Consider the following 11894-nt stretch of genomic DNA (forward strand, 5'->3'; position numbering starts at 1 on the left):
ATGTTTTGCTGAAATCCGTCCGGTCGTTGCCATTAGCGCTCCGGAACGAAGGCCTTGCCGAGCGAAGCTGGCGTGTTGATCAGTGTCGCGCGGCGATTTTGAGAGATGATGACGAGAACCACAATAGTCGATGCGTAGGGCAGCATCGACAAAAACTGCGAGGGAATGCCGACGCCGAAGCCCTGTGCATGAAACTGCAGGATCGTCACCGCACCGAAGAGATAGCCGCCTGCCAGGACGCGCAGCGGCCGCCAGGATGCAAAGACGACCAAAGCCAGCGTCACCCAGCCACGGCCGGCAGACATGTTCTCGACCCATTGCGGCGTGTAGACCAGCGACAGTTGCGCGCCGGCAAGCCCGGCGCAGGCACCACCGAACATGATGGCGAGATAGCGCGTGCGAATGACGTCGATACCGAGCGCATGGGCAGAACCATGGCTATCGCCAACAGCGCGGAGCTTCAGGCCGGCACGGCTGCGGAAGAGGAACCAGTTGACGCCGATCAGCAGCGCGATCGAGAGATAGAAGGTCAGGTCCTGCTTGAACAAGACCGGGCCGAGAAACGGGATATCCGACAGCAACGGGAAAACGATCTCTCCCAGTTGCACGCCGGGCACGCTGACGTAGCCCTCGCCGATCATGCCCGAGAGGCCAAGGCCGAGGATGGTCAGAGCCAGGCCCGTCGCCACCTGGTTCGTCACCAGTGTCAGCGTTAGGAAGCCGAACAATAGCGAAAACAGCGCGCCCGCCGCGATACCGACGAGGAGGCCGACATAGGGCGATCCGCTCAGCTGCGCACCGACGAAGGCGGCAACCGCACCGATGATCATCATGCCTTCGACGCCGAGATTGAGCACCCCGGACCGCTCCACCACCAGCTCGCCGAGACCAGCAATGACGAGCGGCGTCGACGCGGTGATGATCGTCAGGAGGATCGCTACAAAGACGCTCATGCAGCACCTCCCCGAACGCGCGACCAGACCAGGCGGATCTTATAATAGATCAGCGTATCGCAGGAGAGCACAAAAAACAGCAGGAGCCCCTGGAAGACGCTCGCCGCCTTGGCTGATATCCCAGGCGACAATTGCGCCGCTTCGCCGCCGAGATAGGTCAACGCCAGGACCAGGCCGGACAGGATGGCTCCGAGCGGGTTGAGACGCGCGAGGAAGGCAACGATGATGGCGGTAAAGCCGTAGCCCGGCGAGATCGCCGGCTGCAGATGGCCGATCGAGCCCGAAACCTCGGATATGCCGGCAAGGCCTGCGAGCGCGCCGGACAGGAGGAAGGCGAACCAGACCATTTTCCGCGAGGAGAATCCTGCAAATCGCCCTGCTCGTGCCGATTGTCCGAGCACGGTTATCTCAAAGCCCTTCAGCGTATATTTCATCAGGAACCAGGCGAGAATTGCCGCAACGACGGCAAAGACGATACCCCAATGCGCGCGTCCGGCGATATCTTCCCAACTTGTCGGCACGATCGTCGGCAGCACTGCCTCCGGCGGAAAATCTATGCTCTGCGGAAAGTTGTGGCCCTGCGGATCCCGCCATGGCCCACGCGACAGCCAATCCAGGAAGAGCTGGGCGATATAGACGAGCATCAGGCTCGTCAGGATTTCGTTGGTGTTGAAATGTGCCTTCAGCAATGCCGGAATGGCCGCATAGAGCGCACCGCCGATGGCACCGGCGATCAACATCAGCGGCAGGACTATCGGCGAATGCCAATCAGTGAAGATGATCGGGATGAAGGATCCGGCGACCGCCCCCATGGTGAACTGTCCTTCCGCACCGATATTCCAGTTGTTGGAGCGGTAGCAGACGCACAGGCCGACGGCGATCAGGATCAGTGGACCAGCCTTGATCGCCAGCTCGTGCAGCGACCATACCTCCAGCAGAGGCTGGACGAAGAAGGCATCGAGCGCCTCCACGGGGTCCTTGCCCATCACTGCGAACATGATCGTACCGGCGATCAGCGCCAATGCGAGGGCAAGCAACGGCGACACGATGCCGAACAGTTTCGAGACCTGCGGGCGCTTTTCGAGTTCAATGCGCATGCGCGGGCTCCGAATGCGTCTTGGAATCATGCAGACCGCCCATCAACAGGCCGATCTTTTCGCGGGTGAGTTCACCGGCAGGATAGGACGGCGACAGGCGCCCTTCCGAGATGACGGCGATATCGGTCGCGACTTCGAAAATCTCATCGAGATCCTGGCTGATGACGAGCACGGCGGAGCCGTCACGGGCGAGATCGACCAGGGCCTGACGGATGCGGCTGGCAGCACCTGCGTCCACGCCCCAGGTCGGCTGATTGACGACCAGCACGCTCGGCTGCCGATCCAGCTCCCGGCCGACAATGAACTTCTGCAGATTGCCGCCGGAAAGCGCGCCGGCGGCGGGATCCTCGCCGCTCTTGCGCACATCCATCGCTTCGCAGATCCGCTTGGCAGCCTGCTTGACAATGCCGTGCCTGATAATCTTGAGGAAGCCGCCGCTCAGAAACGTCTTGCGATCCGACTGATTGCGGGCAAGCACAAGATTGTCCGACAGCTTCAGCGCGGAAACGGCAGCATGGCCATGGCGCTCCTCCGGCACGAAACCGGCGCCCAGCAAACGACGTGCATTGATGCCCTTGGTCCCCACAGGCTTGCCGCGGACATGGACCAGATTGTCGGACGGCACGGCATATTCGCCGGAAATGACATCGAACAACTCGCCCTGCCCATTGCCGGCAACCCCTGCGATCGCGAGAACTTCACCGGCACGAACGCGCAGCGAAACATTCTTCAGCGACATGGCAAAGGGGGTGCGCGCCGGGGCGGAGAGGCCTGCGACTTCCAACTGGATGTCGCCCGTCTTTCCAAGTCCCTCATGTTTTACGCTGGCGACATCGCTGCCGACCATCATGCGGGCCAAAGAACCCGTCGTTTCCTGCCGAGGGTTACAGGCGCCGGTCACCTTTCCGTGGCGAAGCACCGTAGCGCGCGAACAGATGCGCTGCACTTCCTCGAGGCGGTGACTGATGTAAAGCACCGAACGTCCCTCGTCCCGCAACTGGAACAAGGTCTCGAACATCCGGTCGGCTTCCTGCGGCGTCAGCACGGAAGTCGGCTCGTCGAGAATGATCAGCTTGGGATTCTGCAGCAGCGCGCGGACGATTTCGATGCGCTGCCGCTCGCCGACGGACAAATCGGCGACATGCGCATTCGGATCGAGAGGCAAGCCATAAGCGTGCGACAGCCTGGCGGCTTCCTCCGATATTTTTGCAATCGGGATCTTGCTGTCGAGCGACAGCGCGATGTTTTCCGCAACCGTCAGCGCCTCGAACAGCGAAAAGTGCTGGAACACCATGCCGATGCCGAGCTTGCGCGCCGTGCCCGGAGAATCGATCCCGGCGGGCTTCCCCTGCCAGACGATTTCCCCATGCGTCGGCTCAAGCACGCCGAACAGCATCTTCACAAATGTGGACTTACCGGCGCCGTTCTCGCCAAGCAGCGCGTGAATTTCGCCCGGTTGGATTTCCAGATCGATTTCGTTGCAGGCAGCAAAACTGCCGAATAGCTTCGTTAGCTTGCGAACCGACAATAGTGCACCGGCTGCCGGTACATCGGATGACGACACGTTCCCCTCATTTCCTTCCCACCGTCCTGCCCTTTACGGATCTATGGGATCAGTAGTGTAGTTCCACTCGTTTTTCTGGCTTCCAAATCCGCGTGCGCGCGCCCCGCATCGCTTAACGGATAAGTCTGATGAATATTGATACGCACTTTATTGCTTTGCACAACAGCAAATAATGCCCCAGCGCTAGCTCTCAACTCTTCTGGTGTGCCGACATAGGCAAAAAGGCTTGGACGCGTCGCGAAAAGCGAACCTTTCTGGTTAAGGATGGCAAGGTTGAAATTCTCGATCGGGCCGGACGATTGACCGAAGGTCACCCACATGCCACGCGACTTCAGGCAATCGAGCGAATGCGGGAAAGTGTCCTTGCCGACCGAATCGTAAACGACATCGACGCCCTTGCCGCCGGTAATTTCGCGGACACGATCGGCGAAACTCTCTTTGCTGTAGTCAATGACATGATCGTAGCCATGCGCCAGTGCCAGCTCGACCTTTTCAGCAGAACCGGCGGTGCCTATGACGGTGCCTGCTCCGAGCGCCTTGGCCCATTGGCCGGCAATCAGGCCGACGCCGCCGGCGGCCGCATGAAACAGCAGCGTCGTTCCGGGGCCGACCTTGAAGGTGCGGTTCAGCAGATATTCGGCCGTCATGCCCTTCAGCATCATCGATGCCGCGGTTTCGAGCGGGATATCGTCGGGCACCTTGACCAGATAGCGGGTCTCGATGTTGCGTTCGACGCTGTAGGCACCGTCGCTGCCGACATAGGCCACGCGATCTCCGACGGCGAAATCCGAAACGCCAGGCCCGACTTCGGTAATCGTTCCGGCGGCTTCCTTGCCGAGCGAGAGCGGAAACTGCGGCGCCTTGTAGAGACCGGAGCGGAAATAGACGTCAATGAAATTCAGGCCGATCGCTGCATGGCGGATCTGCACCTCGCCGGCGCCTGGAGACGGCAGATCCACCTCCTCCAGCTTCATGACTTCCGGACCGCCGTTTTCGTGGATTCGAATGACCTTGGTCTTCTTCATGGCTAGCAATCCTATTGGCGCCCAAGGGACGGGAAAAATTGTAGTACGGCGCCGATGCAATAAAGATAGATACCGCTGATGATGAAGAGGACAACCGCCCATTGCGGCATGACGAAATTCATCAGTAGCGAGTAGATGCCAAGCGCCGACCAGAACAGGAATATGCCGAGATTGAGCGGCCGCAACCGCTTGACGCGCACGGGATGCAAGAAGTTGATCGGCAGGAAAGTCAGGACAACCGAAATGCCGACGAGGATCATGGCGGTCGTGGCGCTGGCATCGATGACGAAGAGTGTGAATATCACCATGTTCCAGACCACCGGGAATCCGGAGAAGAAATACTCCTCCGTCTTCATGCCGGTATCGGCGTAATAGATGGCGCTGGAGACCACGATCATGCCTGCGGCGACGAACGACAAAGGTTCGCCGATCATGCCGCTTTCATAGAGCGCGAAGGCCGGCAGCAGTACATAGGTCACGTAGTCGATGATGTTATCGAGCGTGTCGCCGGACCAATTGGGAAGAACTTCCTTGACCCGAACCTTGCGGGCGATCGGCCCGTCGATGCCGTCGACCAGCAGCGCCAGGCCAAGCCACCAGAACATATCGACAAAACGATGCTCCGAGGCCGCGACGACACCGAGAAAGGCAAGGAAAGACCCGGATGCCGTCAATATATGAACGGAGAAGGCACGAATCTCCGCATAAGGCACCCGCTTGTACTTGAAGATTTTCATCCGCCCCACGACTCGTCAGTTTTTGGGCCTACCCAGGCAGGCGATTTTTCTTGCTAATATGCATCCTTTGGTCTCTACCGCCAGCGCAAAAGCGTTCATCGCAGCACGCTAGCGCGAGTTGCTGTCATTTTCACCCGCTGCGATGTTTCATCCCATGGATTTCAACAGGCTAAGAGCTTATTTTCAGAATGATAGGCAATTGAGGCATCGATAATGAAGCAGATTGAAGTGGCCGTCATCGGCGGTGGCTTGGCCGGCATGATCGCAGCGTTCGCGCTGGCGCGCGGTGGACGATCCGTCGCCCTCGTTGCTGCGCCGCATAACAAAGCCGACAAGCGGACGACGGCGCTCATGGATCAATCGATCCGCTTTCTCGAGCGCCTGACGCTATGGGACAAGATCGCACCTTCGACGGCCGCGTTGACGACAATGCGCATCATCGACGGCACGTCGCGGCTTTTGCGGGCTCCGACCGTCTCGTTCCGATCGTCTGAAATCGGCCTCGATGCATTCGGCTACAACATTCCAAATGCAGTCCTGCTCGACAATCTCAGCAAAGCCATCGAAACGGAAGGCAATATCAGCCGCGTTGAAGCCACCGCCTCGGAAGTCACCTTTCGCGACGATGGCGTGACGATTATGCTCGACAACGGTCAGTCGATCGAAGCCGCCTTCGTCGTCGGCAGCGACGGCCGCAATTCGATGGTGCGGGAAATCTTGGGCATCAAGGTCAAGGGCTGGTCCTATCCGCAATCGGCCACGGTTTTGAACTTTGCGCACTCTTTGCCGCACCAGAACATATCGACAGAATTTCACACCGAAAGCGGCCCTTTCACGCAAGTGCCCCTGCCGGGCAACCGCTCCAGCCTCGTCTGGGTGCAGAAGCCGGCGGAAGCCGCGGCCAATGCCGAAAAATCGCTCGAAGAGCTGGGCAGGCTGGTCGAGGAGCGCATGCAATCGATGCTCGGCCGGGTGACGATCGAGGACAATGTCCAGGTGTGGCCGCTCTCCGGAATGACGGCCTATCGCTTCGGCAAAGGCCGGGCTGCGCTGATCGGCGAAGCCGCCCATGTCTTTCCGCCGATCGGCGCTCAGGGGCTCAATCTGAGCCTGCGTGATATATTGGCGCTGTCGGAAATCCTCTGCGCCCGCCCGGATCAGCCCATCGCGGCCTCGGCCGGCGACAGTTTCGACCGCAAGCGCCGCGTCGACGTCATCAGCCGGACAGCGAGCGTCGACCTCCTTAACCGGTCGCTTCTTTCCGATTTTCTGCCGGTGCAGATGTTGCGCGCCGCCGGGCTGCATGTGCTTTCCGCGCTCGCTCCCCTTCGGAACCTGGTTATGCGCGAAGGCATCGAGCCCGGTGGCGGCCTGGGCAACCTATCCTCGAAGCTACGGGAAAAGCTGCGCCGGTAAGGCACCCGATTTTATCAGATACAGCACCAGCAAAACCGTCACCACGGAGCAAACCGTGGTGATGAGGATCATGGCGGAGGCCCGCTCCTGCCAAACGCCATATTGCTGACCGATGACGAAGATGTTCGTTGCCGTCGGCAAAGCTGCCAGCAGCATCGCCGCTTCGATCCAGATCGGATCGAAGCCTGCCGAGGGAAACGAAGGCGAAATAAGTCGCACCCGCCCCCCCCGGCTTAACCGATTTTCATCAGGATAGGAAAGGTCTGCTGAAACCAGATCGCCATGTCGCTGACATAACCGAAGATGAAGGCGAGACCAGTGAGCACCAAAAGCCCACCCATGACCTTCTCGACCGTACCGAGATGGCGACGGAAACGGGAGAGAAAGCGCATGAACGCGCCGGAAAAGCCCGCGGCGATCCAGAACGGAATGGCAAGCCCGAGCGAATAGACGGCGAGCAGGCCAGCACCGGCGCCAACCGTTTCGCGGGACGCGGCAACGCCGAGGATCGCCCCAAGCACGGGGCCGATGCAGGGCGTCCAGCCGAAGGCGAAGGCAAGCCCCATGATGTAGGCGCCGGTCAACGTCGCAGGCTTGCCGCCGCTCTGGAAGCGCGCCTCGCGAGCGAGAATGCCGATGCGGAAAACGCCAAGGAAGTTCAATCCCATGACAACGATGATGAGCCCACCAATCTTCGCCAGAATATCGAGATGCTGACGCAGCAGCATCCCGATCGAGGAAGCGCCGGCACCTAGCGCGACGAATACCGTCGCAAATCCCAACGTGAAGAACAGTGCCGAGATCAGCACATTGCTGCGTACACCAGGTCCTGCGGCCACAGCCGCGCTGCCGCCGCGAAACTGCTCCACGGAAATCCCGGCCATGTAACAGAGATAGGGCGGCACAAGCGGCAGCACGCAGGGCGAGAGAAACGAAAGGGCGCCCGCAATCAAGGCACTCAGGATCGAAATATCGGCAAGCGACACGATGGACTCCGGCTATGTCATTTCGCCCTCTTCCTAGCGTTGCGACTGCCGGAAAGCCAATCACCTTTTCGAGTGGAGCAGATACGAAACGCCTCCAGAAAGGCAATTGAGCAGCGGCCAGATCACTCCAACTTGGCGGACACAGGGCGCGACCAACGGCCGCAGAGCAGTCCAACGAACGAATTGCTTTTGCTAAAATATTGGTTCAAGCTGGCACTGTTCGTCCAACAACGTGCATTCGACCCAAGTAGTTAGCGGAGGAAATACCCCCATGCGATTCGTTACTATTCTCACGACTGCAGCCTTTGCCGCACTTTTCAGCGTAAGCGCCATGGCGCAAACAGCGACGCCCAGCACCACGACGACGAAACCCACTACAACAACGACAGCTCCTGCAACGACCACCACGACAACGCCAAAGACGATGACTGCGCCGAAGGCGATGAAACCCGCTCAGACAGCCGTTTCCAAGGCATGCTCGGCACAGGCTGACGCCAAAGGTCTGCATGGAAAAGCACGCGCCAAGTTCCGCAGCGACTGCAAGAAGAATGGCGGAAAATCATAAGAACTGAAATTTCGCGTCCATCAAGGATCAACTTTGCCGTTGTCATGGCGGTAAAGTTGATCATCGCGGCGCCACTGGATTTTTGATTTAATATTCTGAACGAAAATACTCGCATATGACATTGAAATGTCATCACAACGGCGGGTTTATACATCTAGATGACTACCTCGGACATAACGCTCTTTGCCACAGTTGGTGGTATGGACATCATGGATGTTCGGCTGTGATCCAGCGCTGAATATTACGGTGCCTCCGAAGCCGTTGAAGAAAGAATTGCCGGCGGAGAGCAACGTTTCGTAACAAACGAGAAAAAACTAGGAAACCTGTCGAAATTACAGCTTGTTCCCGTTTGGCTGAATCGGTGAACGGAGCTGCGAATTGAAACCAGGCATAAACCCTCCCCCTTCGGAAGAGACCTCGCACACGCAATATATGGCGGCCTGCCTTTTTGCGCTTGAGCCTTCCATCGAAAGTCTGCTTGCCGCCGCACTGAAATCGGGCTGGAAACGCGAATATGTGCTTCTGGCGATCATGGCCGTTGCCGCGAAAGATAGCGAGGAAACGGGACTGTTGCCCGGGCCTTTGCATTCGTAGATTTCGACAGCATCAGGATCACAAGGAGGCAGCCTGCGCCAGAGACCAGCACTGGAGCGCGATCGCAGCCGGCGCGGGCAAACGCTGATCCTGGGCGGTTATTTGCGCTTCGGCTTGAGCTCTTTGGTTGCTGAATCGAGCTTTCCGTTCACCAGCCTGTTGCGTGGATCGGCGACAAGCGCGCCCTTCCGGTTCGGCTCTTGCGACTTCTCTTGCCTTGCGCGCTTCGCTGCGTTGTATTTTTGCGAGCGGCTGTTCGTTTTCTTTGTCTTCGCTTGGAGCGCTGGATTGATCGCTTGCCAATTTGCTTCTCCCGTTATTCGCAAGGAAAACACTGCCCCTCTAATTAGGTTGCGCGGCAGATAAGCTCTCAGGCTGCGGGTCATTCTTTGCGAAGCAAAGAACCGCAGACGGAAGCCGCCTCTGAAATAATGCGGAGCGCTGTAACTATCCGTCGGTTGGCAGCGTATATTCCTCAGAGCATGGACCGGTGTTCATATCACCGGGAGTTTTCATCCTGTCCCCGGCGCCCGCACTGCACCGGAGACGGCGGAACGGCACCTCCGCGCCGTTCCGCAGCGCCCGGCGACGGGGGCCTTATCCCCCCTTCCGCCGGGCGCACTCCTTCCACCACCAGAAGCGCAGATACGCATGCATGAACGGAGCCTGACGCATGCCCGGCATGCGGCGCGCCACAGTTTTAGCGTCGTCCAGGATCACGATACGCAAGGTAATGTGGGACATCGCGAAGCTGAGCGCTTCTGTTTCGGAGGCTTGCAGGGAATTCGATCATGACCTCAATCGAAAGGAGGAAGCTTGCTCGGCTCGCCATTGCGGCAATCGTCGCGCTGTCGGCGATAGCGCAGCCGCTCGGTCTGCAGGAACGAGAGGCCAAATGTCCGACTACGAAATGCCTTTAGTGTCGAATGCGCTCGGTCAGAAGCTTTACGAGCAATCGGAGCTGTCGACCGAGAAGGAATAATCCTTGCCCTTGAACTGGTAGATATAATTGGCCAAGGACGCTTCGCCGGAAGAGAATTTCGGCAGTAGGAAATCACATAGATCAGAGAGTTGGGCCGATTTGAGGAGCGGAGCGTCGAACCAGTCGTCGTCTACGTCCAAATCGTAGAAATAGCTATAAATACGATCCGTCAGATCTATTTTCTTCAGCGTGATTTGCGAATCGATTTTCTTGGGCAGATCCTTGTTGGCGAAGACAACCGGATAGCGATCGGTAAGATACGGAACAACAAGCCGCTCGGTCACGGGCGTCGTCATGGCGATCGCGAGCAGAGGCAGGATGCTCGGGGCCATCGCAATTTTCTTCCTGATGATCGCACCGAACACAATCCCGAGGATGCCCAACAGTCCGCAAACGGTTGCGTAGATTTCCCACGAAGACAGCTCAGCCAAGAATTCCATCACGCGTCCATCGTCTTTATCAATCGGCTCATCAAGGACAGGTATTTTACTAGCGGACCGAAACCTTTAGCCAGTCACGTCGCAGCGGATGCAACCACCATTTCGTCAGTGAAGGTGGTTTCCGAGCGACAGCAAAAGTCTGAAACAATTGCGGGAATTCGCTCAAGGCGAACGACACCACTCCATGGTCCCTATATACCCCTCTGGCTTGCCATGGGGCAATTGTAAGATTGCTTTGTCACCTGATTGTTAGCGCAGTTATCTTATGCGGACCGAGACCAAAGGAGAGCGCCTTGGCCGGGAAGCTCGGATGCGTTTCGACGCTACATCCATACCGTGCATTATCTTCAATAAGCAACCGTGAAGCAACAAGGCGCCGTATCAGAATCTTGCAGATATTGGGGAAAATCAGGGCAATAGCAGTGTCCGATGGTGAGAGCGATGGGATTCGAACCCATGACCTACTGATTAAAAGTCAGTTGCTCTACCGACTGAGCTACGCTCTCCCTCTCCGCGGGCGTTTCCGCCCCGGCTGGAAGTGCGCGGAACATATGCAGACGCCCCATTGTGGTCAACCCATAAATTGAGGTTGCAGCTGCTCAAAGATGCTTTTCCTCATCTCAAGATGCTCAAGACAGCGGCCTTTCCTCCGAAACTCCCGGGATACCAGGCTCAAGCCGAAAATTCTAATCTGTGAGAAAAGCTGTGCGGGCACCAACTCAGTTTCACCCGGCCGTAACAACCGTAACAATTTCCCTCAATAATCGGGATTGCAATGAAGGGATTCGCTCGCGCGCCTCGCAATGATTTGAGGTGCGAATCGTTTTTAGTGTATATTAACGCATATGAACAACCCGCCGAGTCTCAGGAGGACCTTATGGAAGTCGGTTGGATTGCAGCAATTATCATTGGTGGCCTTGCTGGCTGGTTCGCTGAAATGATCATGAAGAGCAATACCGGCATCTTCATGAACATTGTTCTCGGTATTGTCGGAGCAATCGTTGCGAGTTGGCTGTTCAGGCAAGTCGGCCTTACGCTGCCTTTCAACAGCGCTTTGATCAATTACTTGATCACGGGTTTTGTCGGTGCGTGCATTCTAATTTTCGTCGGTCGATTGATCAGGAGATAGCGGCCTATCCGGGCGAAGTTGTCCACATCAGGGACGAGGAGAAGGGAAGACGGAATGTCTTCCCTTCAGACCGCTGACAAACCCCGTCATTTTTTGGCGGGGTTTTATTTTGTGTTGAGTTTCGAGGTTGACTGGATGTTTTGAACGGGCCGTTCAGATTCCCTCTGCTTATGCGGGGCTCGGTTGGCTGGCCTTGGTGAGGGCCATTGCGATCTTCTTGATGTTCTGGGCGGCTGCGGCCATCAGGCACTGGCATTGGACCCGGATGAGACTTCGGAACCGCGCGTAGCGATGACCATGCAACTGTTTGGCGTCGGCAAACGAGCGCTCGACCGTCTCTTTCCGTCGTTTGTAGATGGCCTTGCCCCAGGGCTTGAGCCGGTTGGCATCGGTACGCTCGCGGGCA

At 57.8% G+C, this 11894-nt stretch carries 13 protein-coding genes, 1 tRNA gene and 1 pseudogene; 4 read left to right on the forward strand and 11 right to left on the reverse strand.

All coding sequences use genetic code 11. The features are described from left to right. Nucleotides 1–32: 32 nt before the first annotated feature. The 5 genes from GA0061102_RS29355 to pcsA are packed head-to-tail and all read right to left on the reverse strand — an operon-like array spanning nt 33 to nt 5376. Complete coding sequence (locus GA0061102_RS29355; protein ID WP_092855763.1) at nt 33–953, reverse strand: ABC transporter permease; 921 nt, start codon at nt 951–953, stop codon at nt 33–35. Beyond that, complete coding sequence (locus GA0061102_RS29360; protein ID WP_092855764.1) at nt 950–2050, reverse strand: ABC transporter permease; 1101 nt, start codon at nt 2048–2050, stop codon at nt 950–952. Before GA0061102_RS29360 ends, GA0061102_RS29355 begins: the two co-directional genes overlap by 4 nt. After that, on the reverse strand, nt 2040–3614 hold the full coding sequence (locus GA0061102_RS29365) for an ABC transporter ATP-binding protein (RefSeq protein WP_092855765.1): 1575 nt from the start codon (nt 3612–3614) through the stop codon (nt 2040–2042). The genes GA0061102_RS29360 and GA0061102_RS29365 overlap by 11 nt, the downstream gene beginning before the upstream one ends. 41 nt (nt 3615–3655) lie before the next feature. Continuing rightward, nucleotides 3656–4639, reverse strand: coding sequence for a quinone oxidoreductase family protein (locus GA0061102_RS29370; protein WP_092855766.1), 984 nt, complete (start codon nt 4637–4639; stop codon nt 3656–3658). 11 nt (nt 4640–4650) lie between these two features. Next, on the reverse strand, nt 4651–5376 hold the full coding sequence (pcsA, locus tag GA0061102_RS29375) for a phosphatidylcholine synthase (RefSeq protein WP_092855767.1): 726 nt from the start codon (nt 5374–5376) through the stop codon (nt 4651–4653). Between the two features lie 213 nt (nt 5377–5589). Between pcsA and GA0061102_RS29380 the strand changes: the two genes are divergently transcribed. Continuing rightward, a complete protein-coding gene (locus GA0061102_RS29380) occupies nt 5590–6792 on the forward strand; it encodes a UbiH/UbiF family hydroxylase (protein ID WP_092855769.1) in 1203 nt (400 codons plus the stop codon). Here the strand turns inward: GA0061102_RS29380 and GA0061102_RS29385 are convergent. Both GA0061102_RS29385 and GA0061102_RS29390 read right to left on the reverse strand, forming a co-directional pair. Then, nucleotides 6769–6975 (reverse strand): annotated as a pseudogene (locus tag GA0061102_RS29385) (AEC family transporter); the annotation flags it as partial. The gene GA0061102_RS29380 and the pseudogene GA0061102_RS29385 sit on opposite strands and share 24 nt — an antisense overlap. Nucleotides 6976–7025: 50 nt before the next feature. After that, nucleotides 7026–7778 (reverse strand): cytochrome c biogenesis CcdA family protein, encoded by a 753-nt coding sequence (locus tag GA0061102_RS29390; RefSeq protein WP_092855771.1) that lies wholly within the window; start codon nt 7776–7778, stop codon nt 7026–7028. A gap of 271 nt (nt 7779–8049) precedes the next feature. Here GA0061102_RS29390 and GA0061102_RS29395 point away from each other — a divergent pair, with 271 nt between their 5' ends. Both GA0061102_RS29395 and GA0061102_RS32750 read left to right on the forward strand, forming a co-directional pair. After that, a complete protein-coding gene (locus GA0061102_RS29395) occupies nt 8050–8343 on the forward strand; it encodes a PsiF family protein (protein ID WP_092855773.1) in 294 nt (97 codons plus the stop codon). A gap of 378 nt (nt 8344–8721) precedes the next feature. After that, nucleotides 8722–8937: a hypothetical protein gene (locus tag GA0061102_RS32750; RefSeq protein ID WP_139115121.1), complete on the forward strand. Its 216-nt coding sequence runs from the start codon at nt 8722–8724 to the stop codon at nt 8935–8937. A 98-nt stretch (nt 8938–9035) separates the two neighbouring features. Here GA0061102_RS32750 and GA0061102_RS29400 read toward each other — a convergent pair whose 3' ends face one another. From GA0061102_RS29400 to GA0061102_RS29410, 3 genes are all read right to left on the reverse strand, one after another. Further along, the gene (locus tag GA0061102_RS29400; RefSeq protein ID WP_139115122.1) at nt 9036–9323 is read right to left on the reverse strand and encodes a hypothetical protein; all 288 of its coding nucleotides are present in this window, start codon (nt 9321–9323) and stop codon (nt 9036–9038) included. Nucleotides 9324–9882: 559 nt separating this feature from the next. Then, nucleotides 9883–10251 (reverse strand): hypothetical protein, encoded by a 369-nt coding sequence (locus tag GA0061102_RS29405; protein WP_245298177.1) that lies wholly within the window; start codon nt 10249–10251, stop codon nt 9883–9885. Between the two features lie 538 nt (nt 10252–10789). Next, nucleotides 10790–10865 (reverse strand) — tRNA-Lys (locus tag GA0061102_RS29410). Nucleotides 10866–11236: 371 nt separating this feature from the next. Here GA0061102_RS29410 and GA0061102_RS29415 point away from each other — a divergent pair. Beyond that, entirely contained in the window at nt 11237–11488 is a 252-nt protein-coding gene (locus GA0061102_RS29415; RefSeq protein ID WP_004118854.1) for a GlsB/YeaQ/YmgE family stress response membrane protein, read from the forward strand. A 168-nt stretch (nt 11489–11656) separates the two neighbouring features. On the opposite strand, the gene GA0061102_RS29420 is transcribed toward GA0061102_RS29415, so the two are convergent. Beyond that, nucleotides 11657–11894, reverse strand: a 238-nt coding sequence (locus tag GA0061102_RS29420; RefSeq protein WP_208858657.1) for a transposase, incomplete at its 5' end; no start/stop codon positions are given.

The organism is Martinezella miluonensis, from assembly GCF_900094545.1.
Lineage (GTDB): Bacteria > Pseudomonadota > Alphaproteobacteria > Rhizobiales > Rhizobiaceae > Rhizobium > Rhizobium miluonense.